The organism is uncultured Bacteroides sp. (genome assembly GCF_910586915.1).
Lineage (GTDB): Bacteria > Bacteroidota > Bacteroidia > Bacteroidales > Bacteroidaceae > Bacteroides.
In genome coordinates this window covers 19,664-38,972 of record NZ_CAJULN010000019.1, presented here as the reverse complement: position 1 = coordinate 38,972, position 19,309 = coordinate 19,664, and the positions used below count along the sequence as shown (strand labels likewise).

Genomic DNA, 19,309 nt, shown 5'->3' with positions numbered 1-19,309 from the left:
TGAATCATGCGGTTGATTTAACCGAATCATGCGGTTGATTCGAGCAAATCTTCCGGTCTGTTTCACCGAAAGAAGTGCTCCTTTTCATCCATTCTTCCGTATGAGTGAAATTCTTGTCAATCACCATATATCTCCGGCATTGCTTGTCTCAATCAACCTCTCCACCCGTTGCTTATACTGGTCGGCTCCCTGAGCAATGTTTTTTCCAGCATTGGCAGTCCTTGTCCCATACACGATGATGGGCGAGTGCCACGTCATTCCCGCATGGATGGCACTTACCTGATAAGGACGCAAGAGTTCGTCCATCGTGAAGTAATTGCGCCCCCCGCTTCGGTAGGCCTCGATGTCCGAACCGGTAGTGGTAACCACAGTCAGCGGCTTACCGGCTACCGCTGGAGTGCGCGAGAGGAACGTAAACACTTCGTCGAGCCATCTTTTGAGCAGCGATGGGGCCGACAGCCAATGGAAAGGAAACTGGAAGATGAGCGCCGAAGCATCGGAGATGATTTTGCTCCATTCGTCTACGTCGAACGGTGCTCCTTGTTGCGCGTAAAGGTCGAACACTGCCACACCGTCGATATCTTTCACCATATCTATTAATGTTTTGTTTGCCTGCGACTCTTTGAGGTTGGGGTGAGACAGCAAAATCACTACTTTTCTAAAATCTTTATTCATATCAATCTGGTATTTAAAATGAAACAACTATACACTTACTATATATAAGGTTTGAAAACGGAAAAAGTTCGCCCAAAGCAATATCTTAATTAAAAATAAAACAATTCCGCTTTGTGCCCCGAATTTGTACATTTGCATTCCTATTTGTAGAATAAGATTGTATGATGATAGATTTTACCCTTTTTCCTTCTCCCTGCTACATCATGGAAGAAGAACGGTTGAGAGAAAACCTGAGTTTGATAAAGAGCGTAGCCGACAGGGCGGGAGTGGAGATAATCCTTGCCTTCAAGTCCTTTGCCATGTGGCGTTCTTTCCCGATATTCCGCGAATATATCGGCCATTCCACGGCAAGTTCGGTGTACGAAGCCCGCTTGGCGTTGGAAGAATTCGGCAGCGAGGCACATACTTATTCTCCTGCCTATACGGAACAGGATTTCCCGGAAATCATGCGTTGCAGCAGTCACATCACTTTCAATTCGATGGCGCAGTTTGAACGCTTCCACCCGATGACCATAGCCGAAGGAAGCGGTATTTCCTGCGGTATCCGTGTGAATCCCGAATATTCGGAGGTGGAAACGGAGCTCTATAACCCCTGCGCGCCCGGCACACGTTTCGGGATAACAGCCGATTTGTTGCCGGAGACACTGCCGCAAGGAATCGAAGGCTTTCACTGCCATTGTCATTGCGAATCTTCTTCCTATGAGTTGGAGCGTACGTTGACGCACCTGGAAGAGAAGTTTGCCCGTTGGTTCCCGCAGATAAAATGGTTGAATCTGGGCGGCGGACATCTGATGACCCGCAAGGATTATGATACGGAACATCTGATAACGCTGTTGCAAGGACTGAAAGCACGTTACCCGCATTTGCAGATAATCCTGGAACCCGGTTCGGCTTTCACCTGGCAGACGGGCGTGCTTACGTCCGAAGTGGTGGATATTGTAGAGAGCCGTGGTGTCAAGACAGCCATTCTGAATGTCAGTTTCACCTGCCATATGCCCGATTGTCTGGAGATGCCTTATCAGCCTGCCGTTCGGGGTGCAGAGATGGGGAATGAAGGAAAATATGTTTACCGTCTCGGAGGGAATTCCTGCCTGAGCGGCGACTATATGGGATTGTGGAGTTTCGACCATGAGTTGCAAATCGGTGAGCGAATCGTGTTTGAAGATATGATTCACTATACGATGGTAAAGACAAATATGTTCAACGGAATCCATCATCCTGCCATCGCTTTGTGGACAAAAGAGGGGAAGGCGGAAGTTTACAAGCATTTTTCTTACAAAGATTATCGCGACCGAATGAGTTGATAATCAAAAAGATTGTCTCTTTGCGGGAGTGAAGCGTGCAGGTTTCTTGAAAAAAAAGTGCGTAAAATGTTTGCAGGTTTACAGAAAATGCCTACCTTTGCAACCGCAAACGAAAAGATGCGGAAATAGCTCAGTTGGTAGAGCATAACCTTGCCAAGGTTAGGGTCGCGAGTTCGAGTCTCGTTTTCCGCTCTTGATTCTTTGAAATGCTGGAATAATACCTTTGCCCAGGTGGCGGAATTGGTAGACGCGCACGTTTCAGGTGCGTGTGTCGAGAGATGTGCAGGTTCGAGTCCTGTTCTGGGCACAGAGGTTGAAACTTTTGGAATTATGGAGAGGTGGCGGAATTGGTAGACGCGCTACTTTGAGGGGGTAGTGACAATTGTGTCGTGGGAGTTCGAGTCTCCTTCTCTTCACAGTTTATTGAAGTTTGTTTGCGGAAATAGCTCAGTTGGTAGAGCATAACCTTGCCAAGGTTAGGGTCGCGAGTTCGAGTCTCGTTTTCCGCTCTTGTTTCTTTGGAATGATGAAACTAAGTTTTGCCCAGGTGGCGGAATTGGTAGACGCGCACGTTTCAGGTGCGTGTGTTGCGAGGCGTGCAGGTTCGAGTCCTGTTCTGGGCACCAATCTTCAGGTTACTGAATGATGAAATTTAGTTTGCGGAAATAGCTCAGTTGGTAGAGCATAACCTTGCCAAGGTTAGGGTCGCGAGTTCGAGTCTCGTTTTCCGCTCGATATAAACGGAGGTTGTCAGTCGAAAAGACTGGCAACCTCTTTTTTGTATAATATTGAAAGTTTGCCGAATGGTTTTGCTAATAATTTAAATAGAAAATGTAATTTTGCAACGGACTGAGTCAACGTGCTTCCCCCAAAAAGAGCACTCTTGATTTCGCCGGACCTATAATTAATTTAATAACAAACGATATGATAACACAAATCATCAATGCACGTATCCTCACCCCGCAAGGCTGGCTGAAGGATGGGTCTGTTCTTATCCGCGACAATAAAATTCTTGAAGTAACAAATTGCGACCTCGCAGTGATTGGTGCCCAACTGATTGACGCCAAAGGAATGTATATCGTTCCGGGCGGAGTGGAAATTCACGCTCACGGCGGTGGCGGAAGAGATTTCATGGAAGGATCGGAAGATGCATTTGAAGCGGCTGTCAAAGCACATATGCAGCATGGAACTACGAGTATTTTTCCTACTCTCTCTTCTTCTACCATCCCGATGATTCGCGCGGCTGCGGCAACCACCGAGAAGATGATGGCGCAACCCAATAGTCCGGTGCTGGGACTTCACCTCGAAGGACATTATTTCAATATGGCGATGGCAGGCGGGCAGATACCCGAAAACATCAAAAATCCCGACCCCGAAGAGTATATCCCCTTGTTGGAAGAGACGCATTGCATCAAGCGTTGGGATGCCGCACCCGAACTTCCTGGAGCAATGCAGTTCGGCAAATACATTACGGCAAAAGGTGTGCTTGCCTCGGTAGGACATACACAAGCCGAATATGAAGACATACGGACAGCGTACGAGGCAGGTTATACCCACGCCACTCATTTCTACAACGCTATGCCGGGATTCCATAAACGGAAAGAATACAAATACGAAGGCACCGTCGAAAGTATCTATCTCATTGACGACATGACGGTGGAAGTAGTGGCAGACGGCATCCATGTACCTCCCACCATTCTTCGCCTTGTTTATAGAACGAAGGGAGTGGAGCGCACTTGTCTGATAACGGATGCACTTGCCTGTGCGGCAAGCGACAGTCAGACGGCTTTCGACCCGCGTGTGATTATTGAAGACGGAGTCTGTAAGCTGGCAGACCGTTCTGCTCTGGCAGGAAGCGTAGCTACGATGGACCGCCTGATTCGTACTATGGTGCAGAAGGCGGAAATTCCTTTGGCAGACGTGATACGGATGATTTCCGAAACCCCCGCCCGCATCATGGGAGTGCTCGACCGTAAAGGTACGCTCGAACGTGGCAAGGACGCCGATATCATTGCGTTGGACGAAGATTTGAACGTAAGGGCCGTATGGGCAATGGGACAATTGGTGGAAGGAACCAATAAATTATTTTAAACCTTAAAAAAGAAGACTATGTTAACTCAGATAATAAACGGAAAGATACTTACTCCGCAGGGCTGGCTCAAAGACGGCTCTGTACTGATTTGTGACGGGAAAATATTGGAAGTAACCAACAGTGACCTGGCTGTTATCGGCGCAACGGTGATTGATGCGCGTGGAATGACCATTGTCCCCGGATTCGTGAGCATACACGCACACGGAGGAGGCGGACACGATTTCACCGAAGCAACGGAAGAGGCTTTCCGCACAGCTACCACCGCTCACTTGAAACATGGTGCTACCAGCATATTTCCTACCTTGTCTTCCACTTCGTTCGAAAGGCTCTATCAGGCAGTCGATGTCTGCGAGCGACTGATGAAGGAGGAAGATTCGCTCATCTTAGGGTTGCACATCGAAGGTCCATACCTGAATCCGAAGATGGCAGGTACGCAATACGAACGTTTTCTCAAGACACCGGACGAGAATGAATATATCCCTCTGTTGGAACATACTTCCTGTATCAAGCGTTGGGACATCAGTCCGGAGTTACCCGGCGCACACGATTTTGCCAGATATACCCGTTCGAAGGGTATCATGACGGCGGTTACGCATACGGAAGCCGAGTATGACGAGATTAAGGCTGCTTATGCGGCAGGGTTCACTCATGCAGCTCATTTCTATAATGCGATGCCCGGTTTCCATAAACGCCGCGAATACAAATATGAAGGCACCGTAGAGAGTGTGTATCTGACGGATGGAATGACTGTGGAGATGATTGCAGATGGTATTCACTTGCCGGCAACCATCTTGAAACTTGTCTATAAGCTGAAAGGTGTAGAAAACACTTGTCTCGTTACGGATGCTTTGGCCTATACCGCTTCCGATAGCAATGTAGCGGTCGATTCGCAGTATATTATCGAAGGTGGTGTATGCAAGATGGCCGATCATTCCGCTTTGGCGGGTAGTCTTGCTACGGCGGATGTGTTAATACAAACGGTGGTGAAGAAGGCGAATATCCCGTTGGAGGATGCTGTGCGTATGGCTTCCGAAACTCCTGCCCGGTTGATTGGGGTAGCCGACCGGAAAGGTACGTTGGCAAAAGGCAAGGACGCCGATATCGTGATTCTCGATAAAGAGTTGAATGTACGTTGCGTATGGTCGATGGGAAAGATTGTTCCCGGCACTGATAAGTTGCTGCACAGATAATATATCCATATAACAAAAAAAAGAAGGTGTGTCTGAATTGAGTTTCCGGCACACCTTCTTTTTTTATCCTTTCGCTTCCTGATACATAAAGCGTTTGATTGACTTCTTCGCTGTTTTCTCAAACTCCTCGAAGTGTATTTTGACTTTACTTATCTGTGAGTAATTGGGAAGTTGCTGATTCAACTCGACCCGGTTTTGCTCCATCACTTTCAGAATATCCGCCTGTTGCAGTCCGTGAGCGAAGGCGTCATCGAAGTCGGGATAGATAAGTGCTACCAACTTCTCGTGCTGCAAGACAATAAGCGATTCCGAAACGTACGGCATATTGTTCAGTTGGCTTTCTATTTCTTCGGGATAGATGTTTTGCCCGGTGGATGTCAGCAGCAGGTTCTTGCTGCGTCCGCGCACGGTTACGCATCCTTCGTTGTCAATGATACCGAGGTCGCCCGTGTGCAGCCATCCGTGCACGTCGATGATTTGTGCGGTGGCTTCCGGGTTCTTGTAATATCCCAACATCAAGTTGTCTCCTTTGCAGACGATTTCACCGGCATGAGTTTCGGGGTCGGGTGAGTCTATTTTCACTTCCATGCGTGTAGCAGCTTTTCCACAGGAGGAGAGTTTCAGGGTTTCCCAACGGCTGGAACAGATAATCGGACCGCATTCGGTCATACCGTAGGCAATCGTGTATGGGAATCCTATCTTTTTGAGAAACGCTTCCACTTCGGCATTGAAGGGAGCGCCGCCTACGATGATTTCATCGAAGTTCCCGCCGAAGATTTCCATTGCTGCCTGGCGTGCCGACGATTTGATTTTATCATTGACGATGGGCACTTTGAGCAACAACTTGCCAATCTTGCTGTCTACTTTGGGGAGGATGTCTTTCTTGATAATCTTCTCTACAATCAGGGGTACGCAGGAGATTACCCGTGGTTTTATCTCTGCGAAGGATTGGGCTATGATTTTCGGCGACGGCATACGCGTCAGGAAATAGATATGCGCCCCTGCCGAGAATCCGTAGAGGAAATCGTACACCATACCGAATACGTGTCCCATAGGAAGCATGGAGACAATGTGGTCTCCCGGTTTTACGGGCAGCATTTCAGAACAATAGGCAACGTTCGACCAAAGGCTGCGATAGGGGAGCATGACGCCTTTTGAATAGCCGGTAGTGCCCGATGTGTAATTGATAACGGCAAGTTCTTCCGGTTGGTCTTTGCGGTAGCAGATATGTTCCGGACGGAAATTCTTGGGATAGCGTTTGCCATAGATGGCATTCCGGTGTTCGTAGGCATATAAGAGCTTGTCGTTTCGTGCCACTAAGGCGGAGAAGTCTGTCAATAAAGCGATACCTTCCAAGAGAGGCATGGCGTCTTCGTTCAGGTTTTCCCACACCTGGTCGCCCACAAAAAGCAGTTTGGCTTCGGAATGGTTGACGATGTTGTGGATATTGTCCGCCTTGAATTCGTGCAAGATGGGCACGATGACGGCTCCGTAAGTGACTGTTGCCAAAAAGGTGACAGCCCAATGGGCGCTATTGCGCCCGCAGACTGCTATTTTGTCTCCGGGCTGTATTCCTGCGCTTTCGAGAACGATATGGAATTTGGCGATTTTACGCGCCACATCTTTATATTGAAGGGTGATTCCTTTATAGTCTGTTAAGGCATCTTTGTCCCAGTTTTTGATGATACTTTGCTCAATATAATCAATGAACTGATGTTCTTGTTTCATCCGTTTTTTGCACATTTAGTTTAAAACTGCGCAAATTTAATATTTCATAACTGCAACCCGAATTTTGGATTTAAGTTTTACAGTTAATTAACGGAGGGTGTCTGAACAATTTCTTCACTCTTGGATTTCTCGGAAATGAGCAGGAGTTTGTCTCCTTCCTGTAATTTTAATGTTCCGTTGGGGACAAGGAACTTGTCGCCGCGTTTCACAATCATTACCAGTGTCCCTTTGGGAAGATTCATATCCTTTAATGTATCAGCCTCTTCCAACATTGCACGGGTAACGGTCATGTCGCTGAGGTCGGAGTCGATTTCATCTGGAAGCTCGACGCCGAAGTCATTGCCTGTCTTTTCCAAAGGTTCGGAGAGGCGGAGCTTGCGCGCCACGAAAGAAATGGTGGTCCCTTGCACAACCAACGAAACAATGGTGATAAAGAATACGATGTTGAAGATGATATTTGAGCCTTCTACGTCTGCCACTACCGGATAGGTAGCAAAGATAATGGGTACTGCGCCACGTAAACCTACCCAAGAGATGAAGAAACGTGATTTCATTGTAATTTTCCGGAAGGGTAACAGGCACAGGAACACGCTTAGCGGACGGCCGACAACAATCATAAAAACACCGATAAGCAAAACCACAGCTGCCACCTCCAACATTTCATGCGGATTTACCAGCAATCCGAGGCAGAGGAACATAATGATTTGGAACAGCCAGGTCAGCCCGTCCATGAAGGTGTAGATTTCCTTGCGGTGCATGATTTTGTTGTTTCCCACCATCATGCCAGCGATATATACGGCCAGATATCCATTGCCTTTCAGTAAGTCGGTAATGGAGAAAGTAAAGAAGACAAAAGCCAATAAGAGAATAGGATACAGCGCTTGGTTGTCGATATTGAGCCTGTTCAACATTCGGATAGCCATTTTGCCGAGTAGATATCCGGCAGTGGCACCTACAACAAACTGAATGAGAAAAGATGCTGCAATGTATCCTACTCCCATGCCTGTCGACTGGATGAATTGTATCAGTACGATGGTAAGCATATACGCCATCGGGTCGTTGCTTCCGCTTTCCAACTCTAACATCGGCCGAAGATTATGCTTTAAGTTCATCTTTTGCGACCGGAGGATGGCAAACACGGAAGCCGAGTCTGTAGACGACATGGTGGCAGCCAACAGCAGGGAAGTGGTGAGTGGCAGATAGATGTTTGTCCCGCTCATTCCGGATACTCCCCATATAAATAGTCCGGTGAAAAGAGCCGTCAGCAAAACTCCGACAGTAGACAGCACGATACCGGGACCTAATATGGGTTTTATCTCTTTGAACTTCGTGTCCATACCACCCGAAAACAGGATGATGCTCAAGGCAACCATACCGATGAACTGTGCCTCTTTGGCATTGTGGAACTGAAGTCCCAGTCCGTCGCTTCCGAAAATCATTCCCACAACAAGGAATAGTAAGAGGGTGGGGACTCCGAAACGGTATCCGGTCTTTCCGACAACGATACTGACGAAAAGCAGGATAGAGCCGATAAGCAAGGTGTTTTCTGCTGTAAATATCATAGGCAATATATTTTTAAAGTTATAAAATTGTCGTACCGTTTTTCGCTGTGCGAAATTACGCATTATTCATAACAAATGAAACTCCTGTTTGGATGTATTTTTGTTGGTAAAGGGAGGGAATTTGCCGAACTTGTTATTTTCAGTACCGTTTATTGTCAGTTGAATGTCAGCAGAAACTTTGTTTCCTTGTCTGGCAGCAGAGTGAGGCTTCCGCCCGAAAGGCGCATAATCTGCCGGGAAATGCTCAGCCCGATTCCGCTTCCGCCCTCTTTGGTGGTGAAGAAGGGGATGAATATATGTTCGGCTATCTCCGGAGGGATGGTGGCGCCGTTGTTTTTTATTTCAATCAGCACTTCTTCCGCGTCGTTACAGTAGGCGAGCAGTTCGATTCTCCCGTTAGGTTGCTCTCCTATTGCTTGGATGGCGTTTTTCAGAAGGTTGATGACTACTTGCGAAATCAGGTTTTCGTCCGCATACATAATTAAGTCGGCAGGTGAAATATCCGTATGGAAGGTGATATTGTCGCATGGGTGCTGGTGGCGGGCAAGTTCAATCATTCTTCCTATAAACGTTTGAACGTAGAATAAAGAAGGTTCGGGCGTTGGAATGCGTGTGAACTGCCGGTAGGATTCCACGAAGGAAAGTAAACCTTTTCCGGTGCTGCTGATGGTTTGCAATCCGTGATGAATCTCTTCGTCTTGCTCTTCCGACAAGGAAAGAAGGGTGTCGCAGAGTGAAGTGATGGGAGTGACTGAATTCATTATCTCGTGGGTGAGCACGCGTGTCAGCCGAATCCACGAATCGATTTCTTTTTCATCCAGTTCGGTATTGATGTCGTTGAGTGCAAGGATGCGCAAATGCTCTTTGCGGACATTGATTTCTGAAACACGTATGGAGAAGTTGACCGTTCCCCGTTCGTTATGGAAAGTCACCTGCAACTTATCCCCAGGGCGGCAATTCTCTATCTTGTCCATCAATCCGGCATCTACTTTACTTAATTGACGGATGTGTGTAAATATGTTCAGTCCGAGAAGCCGCAGTGCTTCTTTATTCTTCTGATATACGGCTCCATTGTCATTGAGCACTATCAGTCCGGTGCTGACGACATCAAGAATCAGCTCGTAATATTTTTCCTGTTGTGCCGTTTCCGCCTTTACGTTGTATAAGATATGTCCCACCCGGTTGAGTGCTTTGTTGATTTGCCTGCTTTCCGTTGTTCCAGTTTCTTCGGGAAAGCGGAAAGCGTTGTCGTTATTCTCCAAAGCATCAATCATAAAAAGTATTTGTTTGAGATGATGGCGATATAACCGCATTTGCCATAAGATACTTAAAACCAGCAGAACCGCACTGAGGCCGAATCCTATGTAATTTTTCTGGAAGCCCAACCGGACAGTCAGCAGACAGACACAGGCGGTTAATGCTACTCTGAACCAATATCGGTAACTAAGTTGCCGGAAGAACTTTCTCATAATCCGAACTTTTTCATCTTGTTATAGAGAGTCTGCCTTGTTATTCCTAATTGGCTGGCAACAGCCGACAAGTTTCCTGCACAAGCGTCCAGAGCTTTCTGTATCATTTGTATTTCCATCTCTTCGAGCGTAGAAATGCTTTTCTCACGCATCCCTGTGCGTGGTGTTATTGATAATTGAAACAATTCGGCAGGAAGCAACGGACTGTCGTTGATGATGACGGCTTTTTCAATGACGTGTTCCAATTCGCGGATATTGCCAAACCACGGATGTGCTGTCAGTTTTCCTTTAGCTTCGGGTGTAAACTTCATCAAAGCCTTGTCGTATTGCTTGCAGAAACGTACGATAAATCTTTCCGCAAGTGGGATAATATCCTCTTTCCGTTCCCGTAAAGGTGGTATTTCTACATGGATGGTATTGATGCGATAGAGCAAATCTTCCCGGAATTCATCTTTGTCCACCATCTCCTGCAAGTCCCGGTTGGTAGCGCATATCAGCCGGATATCAATAGAGATAGGAGCATTGCTTCCTACACGTACGATACTTCGCCGTTGGATGGCAGTCAGTAGTTTGGCTTGCAGGTGATAAGGCAAATTGCCTATTTCGTCTAAAAACAGGGTGCTTTTATCAGCAGACTCGAATTTGCCTGCGCGGTCGGTGTGTGCATCCGTGAAAGAGCCTTTTACGTGTCCGAAGAGTTCACTTTCGAATAAAGACTCTGTGATAGTTCCCATGTCGACGGCAATCATTTCTTTATGTCTACGGTTGGACAAAGAATGAATTTCACGTGCCAGCATTTCTTTTCCCGTTCCGTTTTCACCGGTTATCAGGATATTGGCGTCGGTGACGGCAACCTTTTCAATGAGCATACGGAGTTGCTTCATCACTTTGCTATCTCCCCAGTACATCGCTGGATGAACAGGTTCTTCTTTTATGCTCGTTTTCTTTCTGCGGAGTGTAGATGCGGCTGCGGCTTGTAGAGTGTCCACTAACTTTTGATTATCCCAGGGCTTTACGATAAAGTCGGTAGCCCCTTCTTTAATCCCCCGGATAGTCAGTTCAATATCCGCGTAAGCCGTAAAAAGTACGACCGGAACTTCCGGATGTACCTTCTTTATTTCATGCAACCAGAACAGACCTTCATTGCCGGTATTAATGCCTGATGTGAAATTCATATCCAGTAATATTACCTCCGGCTTCTCTTCGCGTATGGCACTCGTCAGTGTGACGGGAGAGGAGAGCGTGATTACTTTTGAGAAATAGCTTTTCAACAGAATTTGTACAGCCGTCAGCACTCCCTGATTGTCGTCTACAATGACGATGGTTCCTGATTTATTCATTTTCGTGTAAGTTTGTAAGGCGCAAACATACAAAAAAGTAATTCATAAATTCAATAATTTGTTGTTAAAATTAAGGTCGCATTGATGGATGTTTCATGGCAGAGTTTGCAGGGAAGTAAAGGCTTTGTCTAATAATTAGACAGAAGCGTCTAATTATTAGACAATGAGTAAAATGGACTAAAAAGATAAGATGTTGATAATTAGTGTAGATACAAATTTGGCACGTATTCTGCTTTTAATAATGTAGAAAAATCAGAAAAAACATATGACAACATGAAACAACTTTACTATGTATTTCAGACCTTGCTGCGGGGACATGGCTCGAACATGATTAAAATTCTCTCTTTGGCTTTGGGATTGACAATGAGTATTCTTTTGTTTGCTCGTGTGGCTTTCGAGCAGAGTTTTGACAAGTGTTTTAAAGAGTACGACAATTTGTACCAAGTTTTCTCCATCTTTTCTGCGAAAGGGCAAGTCTTTGAACCTCAAAAAGCGAATTATGCGCCGGTGGCAGGAGCCATTTTGGAAAATTTTCCGAAAGAAATAGAAGCGGCTACCTGTTGTTGTGAATGGATAAAGGAGCCTCTTTACTATGGAAATGTACGTTTTGACACCAATAATATAACTGCCGATTCATTGTTCTTTCAAACAATGGGTATTAAGGTCTTGAGTGGTGTTCCGTCAACGGATTTGTTACAGAAAGATGTGGTTTATTTGAGCGACCGTTTGGCACGGAAGATGTTCAATGAAGAAAATCCGATAGGAAAGATAATTCTTTATAATAAAGAAATAGAACTGACGGTAAAAGGAACCTATGCTCATATTCCTGAGAATGCTACGGTAAAACCGGATGCGGTGATTTCCATGCCCACTATTTTGATCCGTGGATGGGGCAGATATTCATGGAATGGCGGGGATAGCTGGTTAGGTTTTGTCCGTTTCCGACCGGGAGCCGATAAGGAGGCGGTGAATGCCAGAATGGAAAAAATGATTGATAAATATCGTTCTGCCGAATCTCGGAGTGTAGTAGGATATACCGCCTTTTTGAAACCAATTCGTGATGTCTATCGTGAGCATAAGGATGTAAAACGTATGCGCAACATCATGTCTATCTTGGGAATCATTATTCTTTTTGTCGTTACATTGAACTATGTGTTGATATCCGTATCTTCGCTTCCTCATCGTGCCAAGGCAATCGGGATACATAAATGCAATGGGGCAGGTAGTGGAAAGATATTGGGAATGTTTTTGTTGGAAACAGGTGTTATCATTCTCCTTGCGTTGTTGTTGATGGGAGGAATTTTGCTTAATTTCCGTGAGTTTTTTGAAGATACCGCTTCTGTAGGACTAATCTCTTTGTTTTCTTTAGACCGTATTTGGGTATCTTTGCTGGTAGTTACCGTGTTGTTTGTAGTAGGAGGGATATTGCCCGGTCGTCTGTTTGCCCGGATTCCCGTATCTCAGGTGTTTCATCGCTATACGGAGGGTAAGAAAAATTGGAAACGTCCGTTACTGTTTGTCCAATTTGCCGGCGTGGCATTTATTTGCGGATTGATGTACGTAGTGATGGTACAATATTATTATGTATTGAACAAAGACCTCGGCTATAATCCGCAACGTGTAGTGGTGGCGAGAACCAACTTTGGAAATAAAGAGAATTGCGACTATGCCCAAGCCTTTTTCCGTGGACTTCCTTACGTTGAGGCTGTATCCAGTGCCGATAGTTATCCGGCCTCTAACTATAGCGGAACGATGATTCAGGACGAAAATGGTCAGAGTCTTTTTTCTTCACGTTATTGTAGTTTGACAGAAGATTATCCGGCAATGATGGGTATGGTAATGAAAGAAGGGCGTATGCCGCAAGAGCGAAGAGAGGTTGTGGTTAATGAGACTTTTGCCAAATGGATGCATTGGGGAGATAGCGTGTTGAACCGTATGGTTTATAATTCCGGCTCTGTCTGTCAGGTAGTGGGAGTACTCAAGGATTTTCGTATAGGTGATTTGACTAATCCGCAACAACCTTTTCTTGCAATGACAACCAAAAGATTCGGTCCTTGTGTCCATATCCGGCTGAAAGAACCCTTTGGAGAGAACTTTCAAAGGCTGAACAAAGAGGTAGTCGATGCTTTTCCGAGGAAAACGATAGATTTCCACTCGATGGAGCAGACGATAAAGGAAAGTTATAATTCCGTACGCGTGTTCAGTAATGCTACGATGTTGGCTACGGTAAGTATGTTTTTGGTGATGCTGATGGGGTTGATTGGATATACTGCTGATGAAGTTCTCCGCCGTTCCAAAGAGATTGCTATCCGTAAAGTGAATGGTGCCGAAACATCCGGTATTTTGGAAATGCTGGTGAAAGATGTACTTTATATAGCGGCTGTAGCGGTGATTATCGGCGTGTCGGCTGCCTGGTATGTCAATGATATGTGGATGGATATGTTTACCGAACGTGTGTCTGTCAGTTGGGCGGTCTATGCCTTGATTGCATTGGCAAATCTGATTGTCATTGTTATCTGCGTCATTTGCAAATCATGGCACATAACCAATGAAAACCCGGTAAACAGTATCGCCAACGAATAACTTAGAAAATTAAAATAGAAAATAGTATGATTGAAATGAACGACATCAGTAAAGTGTTCCGCACCTCCGAAGTGGAGACTGTAGCGTTGAACCACGTGAAACTTGAAGTAAAAGAAGGAGAGTTTGTTGCTATTATGGGGCCTTCGGGTTGTGGCAAATCCACCTTGTTGAATATCCTCGGACTATTGGATAATCCCACCGAAGGTTCTTATTGTCTGATGGGGCAGGAAGTTGCCGGGTTGAAAGAAAAAGAACGTACACACGTGCGCAAGGGTAAGTTGGGTTTTATTTTTCAGAACTTCAATCTGATAGACGAACTGAACGTTTACGAAAATGTGGAACTTCCGCTTACGTATCTTGGAATCAAATCCTCCGAACGAACCCGGATGGTGGATGATATTTTGAAACGGATGAATCTCAGCCACCGTGCCAAACACTTCCCGCAACAGCTTTCCGGCGGACAGCAGCAACGTGTTGCCATCGCCCGCGCAGTGGTTACCCACCCGCAGTTAATCCTCGCCGACGAACCTACAGGTAACCTTGACTCGAAGAATGGTGCCGAAGTGATGAATCTTCTTACGGAACTGAACCGCGAAGGAACCACCATTATCATGGTGACCCACTCGCAACACGATGCCAGCTTTGCACACCGCACAGTGCATTTGTTTGACGGAAGTATCGTAGCCAGCGTGACAGCATAAACAAGAATCGCATCGGCTATATGAGATGAGTAACGTGGTGATTATTTTATAAAATGATTATCCGCTATCTTCCCCTATCTGTCCAAATGACGTATTTATAGCTTCATAATCAATCTGTTACAGCGTATATATGCGCTGTGTGCAGGACATATGGATGCTGGACGTAGCGCATATAGATGCTACAAGTAGGACATATATGCGGTGAAAGCAAGAGATATAGCTCCTGTAAATCGGTCATTTGGAAAGGGAAAAATAGCGGATAATCATTATTTTATAATACATCGTTCCTTTCGGATGTACACATTCAGACTCACTGCTGCCGTGACAAACGCCAATGCATCCGATATTGGCATACTAATCCAAACGCCTTTCAATTCCCACCAGGTAGGAAAGAGCAACAGGCAAGGCAAAAGATAGAACAACTGCCGTGTCAACGACAGGAAGATGCTGACTTTTGCCTTGCCGATGCTTTGGAAGAAGTTGCTTATGACAATCTGCGCTCCTACGAACGGGAACATGAGGACAGCTATCCGGAGTCCTTCGGAGGCGAGTTCGATAAGATGAGCATTGTCTGTGAAAAGGGCTGATACGGCGTGTGGGAAAAGTTCGCAGATAAGGAAGCCGCTGCTGGTGATGACCACTCCTGTGATAATCCCCAACCGCAAAGTCTGTCTCACCCGGTCTGCCTTCTGCGCGCCGAAGTTGTAGCCGACAATCGGCTGCATCCCCATTGTCAGTCCGAGTACAATCATTACATAAAGCGTCAGCAACCGGTTGATGATGCCGTATGCGCCGATAGCCATATCGCCACCGTGGCTTTGCAGGCTGTTGTTGATGACGATTACTATCACGCAAGCACATACATTCATCAGGAAAGGAGACATACCGATGGCAAATATGTTTCCCACAATGGTGTGTTTCATCTTCCATACCGCTCCTTCAAAGTGTACCGTACTCTCTTTTTTCATAAAATGGCTCAGTACCCATATCATACCGATTAGTTGTGAAATGACCGTTGCCGTGGCAGCCCCGCGCATTCTCCATTCAAGGTGGAAGATGAAGATAGGGGCGAGGATGATATTTGCCACCACTGTCACCATAGAAGTAAGCATCGCTTTCTTTGGATAACCGGTGGCACGCATCACGTTGTTCAACCCTATCATGGTGTAAGTAATCGGAGTTCCCAACAGAATGACTTGCATAAAGTTGCGCGCGTAAGGCAAGGTATCCGGACTGGCACCGAAGAAAGTCAATATATCATCCAGAAAGATAAAAGACAATATTCCGAAAACAAACGAATTGGTAAGGCAGAGCATCAGTGTATGCGATACGATTTCCGTAGCTCCTTTCATGTCTTTTTGCCCCAACCGGATGGAAGCAAGCGTAGAACCTCCTGCCGACACCAATGTGCAGAAAGCCATTACAAGATTCATGAGCGGAAAACTGATTGCCAATCCCGCGATTGCCATTGCTCCGACACCATGCCCGATAAAAATACTGTCGATGATGTTGTAGATGGATACCGCCGTCATTCCGATAATGGCGGGGATGGAATATTGCAATAGCAATTTGCCGATACTCTCATTGCCCAATGTATGGGGATCGTTTTTACTCATGCGTTTGGATATTTTAGTTTGGACGAAAAACGAATGCTACGTTTTTATAGGGCAAAGGTATAAATTATTTGTCTGATTCAATGATTATTCACAACTTTGCATCGGTTGATGCACAAGGTTTAACGTTTAAGGTAAAAAAGGAAGTTATATGAATGCAACGAAACAAATTGCGGCACTGTTCGACTTCGACGGTGTCATTATGGATACAGAGACACAATACACTCTCTTTTGGAACGAACAAGGGTTGAAATACCTGAACGAAAAAGAGTTTGGGCTTCGCATAAAAGGGCAGACGCTAACACAGATTTACGATAAATATCTTTCCGGCCGGCTTGCAGCACAACAGGAAATCACCACGCTGCTCAATGCCTTTGAGAAACAGATGTCCTACGAATATATCCCCGGTGTGGAAGCCTTTATCGCCGACCTGCGCCGTCATGGGGTGAAAGTGGCGGTAGTCACCAGTTCCAATAAGGAAAAGATGAAGAATGTCTACAAGGCCCATCCCCAGTTTAAGGGAATGATAGACCACATTCTCACCGGTGAAATGTTTGCCCGTTCCAAACCTGCCCCTGATTGTTTCCTGTTTGGAATGGAAATATGCGGTGTTACTCCCGAAAACACTTATGTCTTTGAAGATTCTTTCCACGGTTTGCAGGCCGGTATGACTTCAGGCGCAACGGTTATCGGGCTTGCTACTACCAACACTGCCGAAGCCATTGCCGGAAAAGCTCACCACATTATAGACGACTTTACGGCGATGAATTGCGATAAACTGTTTGCCCTGCACCGTTAATTTCGTTTTCTGTAAGGTTTGGTGTTTGTCCTCTCAACCATTTGTCGGCTATCTCAGACGGATGGTTGGGAGGATTTTTTATTATTTCCTTCTCGGTTATGAATAAAATGTTATAACTTTGCGCCGTTTTTTGCCGATGTTCAGGAACATCGTTCAAAATGTATTAGTTAATTTTATAATTCAAAATTTTAAAAAGAAATGGCTGGTTATATATCAGATGATACAAGAAAGGTGACTACTCACCGCTTGGTTGAAATGAAACAGAGAGGCGAAAAGATTTCGATGCTTACTTCCTATGACTATACGATGGCACAGATTGTAGACGGTGCGGGAATCGATGTGATTCTTGTCGGTGACTCTGCTTCCAATGTAATGGCGGGCAACGTGACTACTTTGCCCATTACGCTCGACCAGATGATTTATCACGCTAAATCCGTAGTGCGTGGCGTGAAGCGTGCGATGGTGGTGGTCGATATGCCTTTCGGCTCTTATCAGGGAAACGAGATGGAGGGACTTGCTTCTGCTATCCGTATCATGAAAGAAAGTCATGCCGATGCGTTGAAATTAGAGGGTGGAGAAGAGGTCATTGGCTCTGTGAAACGGATTATCAGTGCAGGTATTCCGGTGATGGGACATCTCGGATTGATGCCTCAGTCCATTAATAAATATGGTACTTACACCGTACGCGCCAAAGATGAGGCCGAAGCTGAGAAACTGATTCGCGACGCACATCTGCTTGAAGAGGCGGGCTGTTTTGCCATTGTGCTCGAAAAGATTCCGGCCTCTCTTGCCGCACGAGTAGCTTCCGAACTGACGATACCTATCATCGGTATCGGTGCGGGTGGTCAGGTAGACGGCCAAGTACTGGTTGTTCAGGATATGTTGGGTATGAACAATGGTTTCCGTCCCCGTTTCCTGCGTCGTTATGCCGATTTGTACACGGTGATGACCGACGCCATCAGCCGTTATGTGTCCGACGTGAAGAATTGCGACTTCCCCAACGAGAAGGAACAATATTAAAATGGTATATGGCAGTAAAATTGTGGACAGTACATTTTATGCAGATATGTATAGCTAATTTGCTGTTGTTTGTATCCTTGTATGTGTTGTTTCCGGTACTTTCCGTTGAGATGGCAGACCGTCTCGGAGTGCCGGTGGCACAGACAGGAGTCGCCTTTCTTTTTTTCATGTTGGGAATGTTCCTTATCGGTCCTTTTCATGCTTATCTTGTGGATGCATACAAGCGTAAGACGGTGTGTGTATTCTCTTCTGCCCTTGTGATGGCGGCAACGGTAGGTTATGCTTTTGTGGCCAATATGACGGAATTTCTCCTGCTGAGCACCATGCAGGGATTAGCCTTCGGTATAGCTACGACGGCAGGCCTCACTTTGGCTATTGATATCACCAACTCTACGTTGCGCAGTGCAGGCAATGTCAGTTTCGCATGGTTGGCACGTTTGGGGATGGTTGCAGGTGTGATTCTAGGAGTCTGGATTTATAAAAGCTACTCCTTTCAGAATTTGCTGTCCGTTTCCGTTATTCTTGGAGCTGCGGGAATCTTTGTAGCATCCGGTGTCTATGTGCCTTTCCGTGCACCGATTGTCACCAAATACTATTCGTTCGACCGTTTTCTGTTGTTGCGCGGATGGGTTCCTGCCATTAATATGATGCTGGTTATGTTTGTGCCCGGATTGCTGATTCCGCTTGTTCATCCCTTTCTCAACGATGTCGTGCTCGGAAATACGGGAATCCCTGTTCCTTTCTTTGCAGGAGTGGGGCTCGGGTATTTCGTCTCCCTGTTCGTGGCACGCCTGTTTTTTATGAAGGAGAAAACATTAAGGCTGATCATTATAGGAATCGGGGTGGAAATGCTGGCGATGTTTTTGCTGGATACGTCCGGTTCGATAGCTGTCCCTTCCGTACTTTTGGGATTTGGATTGGGACTTGTCATGCCGGAGTTTTTGGTTATGTTTGTAAAACTGTCCCATCACTGTCAGCGTGGAACGGCAAATACTACCCAGCTATTGGCAAGCGAACTCGGAATCTCCTTAGGTGTTGCCACTACGTGTTACCTGGATTTGGATACCGACAAAATGCTTCATGCCGGGCAGATGGCAGCATCGGCGGCTTTGGTCTTTTTCGTTGTTGCGACGTATCCTTATTATATAAGAAAGAAAGTGAGGTAAGGAGTATAAAATTCCTCTTGATAGAAAAATGAGGATGTGTCAAAACTAAAATGTCTCCTCCGAAAAG

General features: G+C 46.0%; 14 protein-coding genes and 6 tRNA genes. 14 read left to right on the top strand and 6 right to left on the bottom strand.

Annotated elements, in window-relative coordinates:
- Positions 1 to 120 precede the first annotated feature (120 nt).
- Entirely contained in the window at positions 121 to 675 is a 555-nt protein-coding gene (locus tag QZ331_RS08645; RefSeq protein WP_294629521.1) for an NAD(P)H-dependent oxidoreductase, read from the bottom strand.
- Positions 676 to 839: 164 nt separating this feature from the next.
- Here QZ331_RS08645 and nspC point away from each other — a divergent pair, with 164 nt between their 5' ends.
- From nspC to nagA (QZ331_RS08600), 9 genes are all read left to right on the top strand, one after another.
- A complete protein-coding gene (gene nspC / locus QZ331_RS08640) occupies positions 840 to 1,979 on the top strand; it encodes a carboxynorspermidine decarboxylase (RefSeq protein ID WP_294629534.1) in 1,140 nt (379 codons plus the stop codon).
- 119 nt (positions 1,980 to 2,098) lie between these two features.
- A tRNA-Gly gene (locus tag QZ331_RS08635) sits at positions 2,099 to 2,171 on the top strand.
- A 33-nt stretch (positions 2,172 to 2,204) separates the two neighbouring features.
- A tRNA-Leu gene (locus tag QZ331_RS08630) sits at positions 2,205 to 2,286 on the top strand.
- A 25-nt stretch (positions 2,287 to 2,311) separates the two neighbouring features.
- Positions 2,312 to 2,395: transfer RNA gene (locus QZ331_RS08625), tRNA-Leu, on the top strand.
- A 20-nt stretch (positions 2,396 to 2,415) separates the two neighbouring features.
- Positions 2,416 to 2,488, top strand: a tRNA-Gly gene (locus QZ331_RS08620).
- A 32-nt stretch (positions 2,489 to 2,520) separates the two neighbouring features.
- A tRNA-Leu gene (locus tag QZ331_RS08615) sits at positions 2,521 to 2,605 on the top strand.
- Positions 2,606 to 2,638: 33 nt separating this feature from the next.
- Positions 2,639 to 2,711 (top strand) — tRNA-Gly (locus QZ331_RS08610).
- A gap of 192 nt (positions 2,712 to 2,903) precedes the next feature.
- Positions 2,904 to 4,070, top strand: a complete 1,167-nt coding sequence (gene nagA / locus QZ331_RS08605; RefSeq protein WP_294629520.1) for an N-acetylglucosamine-6-phosphate deacetylase — start codon at positions 2,904 to 2,906, stop codon at positions 4,068 to 4,070.
- 18 nt (positions 4,071 to 4,088) lie between these two features.
- Positions 4,089 to 5,261, top strand: coding sequence for an N-acetylglucosamine-6-phosphate deacetylase (nagA, locus tag QZ331_RS08600; protein ID WP_294629519.1), 1,173 nt, complete (start codon positions 4,089 to 4,091; stop codon positions 5,259 to 5,261).
- 63 nt (positions 5,262 to 5,324) lie between these two features.
- Here nagA (QZ331_RS08600) and QZ331_RS08595 read toward each other — a convergent pair whose 3' ends face one another.
- The 4 genes from QZ331_RS08595 to QZ331_RS08580 all read right to left on the bottom strand — a co-directional run bounded on the left by QZ331_RS08595 (position 5,325) and on the right by QZ331_RS08580 (position 11,360).
- Positions 5,325 to 6,989 (bottom strand): long-chain fatty acid--CoA ligase, encoded by a 1,665-nt coding sequence (locus tag QZ331_RS08595; RefSeq protein ID WP_294629518.1) that lies wholly within the window; start codon positions 6,987 to 6,989, stop codon positions 5,325 to 5,327.
- A gap of 83 nt (positions 6,990 to 7,072) precedes the next feature.
- Positions 7,073 to 8,551 (bottom strand): potassium/proton antiporter, encoded by a 1,479-nt coding sequence (locus QZ331_RS08590; protein WP_294629517.1) that lies wholly within the window; start codon positions 8,549 to 8,551, stop codon positions 7,073 to 7,075.
- A gap of 155 nt (positions 8,552 to 8,706) precedes the next feature.
- The gene (locus QZ331_RS08585) at positions 8,707 to 10,020 is read right to left on the bottom strand and encodes an ATP-binding protein (RefSeq protein ID WP_294629516.1); all 1,314 of its coding nucleotides are present in this window, start codon (positions 10,018 to 10,020) and stop codon (positions 8,707 to 8,709) included.
- Positions 10,017 to 11,360, bottom strand: coding sequence for a sigma-54 dependent transcriptional regulator (locus tag QZ331_RS08580; protein ID WP_294629515.1), 1,344 nt, complete (start codon positions 11,358 to 11,360; stop codon positions 10,017 to 10,019). The genes QZ331_RS08585 and QZ331_RS08580 overlap by 4 nt, the downstream gene beginning before the upstream one ends.
- Before the next feature lie 273 nt (positions 11,361 to 11,633).
- Between QZ331_RS08580 and QZ331_RS08575 the strand changes: the two genes are divergently transcribed.
- Together QZ331_RS08575 and QZ331_RS08570 are read left to right on the top strand one after the other, a co-directional pair.
- Complete coding sequence (locus QZ331_RS08575) at positions 11,634 to 13,943, top strand: ABC transporter permease (protein ID WP_294629514.1); 2,310 nt, start codon at positions 11,634 to 11,636, stop codon at positions 13,941 to 13,943.
- 26 nt (positions 13,944 to 13,969) lie between these two features.
- Positions 13,970 to 14,644, top strand: coding sequence for an ABC transporter ATP-binding protein (locus QZ331_RS08570; RefSeq protein ID WP_294629513.1), 675 nt, complete (start codon positions 13,970 to 13,972; stop codon positions 14,642 to 14,644).
- A gap of 266 nt (positions 14,645 to 14,910) precedes the next feature.
- Here QZ331_RS08570 and QZ331_RS08565 read toward each other — a convergent pair whose 3' ends face one another.
- Positions 14,911 to 16,260 carry an MATE family efflux transporter gene (locus QZ331_RS08565; protein ID WP_294629512.1) on the bottom strand — a complete coding sequence of 450 codons (1,350 nt, stop codon included), beginning with the start codon at positions 16,258 to 16,260 and terminating at the stop codon, positions 14,911 to 14,913.
- 148 nt (positions 16,261 to 16,408) lie between these two features.
- Between QZ331_RS08565 and QZ331_RS08560 the strand changes: the two genes are divergently transcribed.
- The 3 genes from QZ331_RS08560 to QZ331_RS08550 all read left to right on the top strand — a co-directional run bounded on the left by QZ331_RS08560 (position 16,409) and on the right by QZ331_RS08550 (position 19,242).
- Positions 16,409 to 17,056 (top strand): HAD family hydrolase, encoded by a 648-nt coding sequence (locus tag QZ331_RS08560; protein ID WP_294629511.1) that lies wholly within the window; start codon positions 16,409 to 16,411, stop codon positions 17,054 to 17,056.
- 198 nt (positions 17,057 to 17,254) lie between these two features.
- On the top strand, positions 17,255 to 18,076 hold the full coding sequence (gene panB, locus QZ331_RS08555; RefSeq protein ID WP_294629510.1) for a 3-methyl-2-oxobutanoate hydroxymethyltransferase: 822 nt from the start codon (positions 17,255 to 17,257) through the stop codon (positions 18,074 to 18,076).
- An 8-nt stretch (positions 18,077 to 18,084) separates the two neighbouring features.
- Positions 18,085 to 19,242 carry an MFS transporter gene (locus QZ331_RS08550; protein WP_294629509.1) on the top strand — a complete coding sequence of 386 codons (1,158 nt, stop codon included), beginning with the start codon at positions 18,085 to 18,087 and terminating at the stop codon, positions 19,240 to 19,242.
- Positions 19,243 to 19,309: the final 67 nt, after the last annotated feature.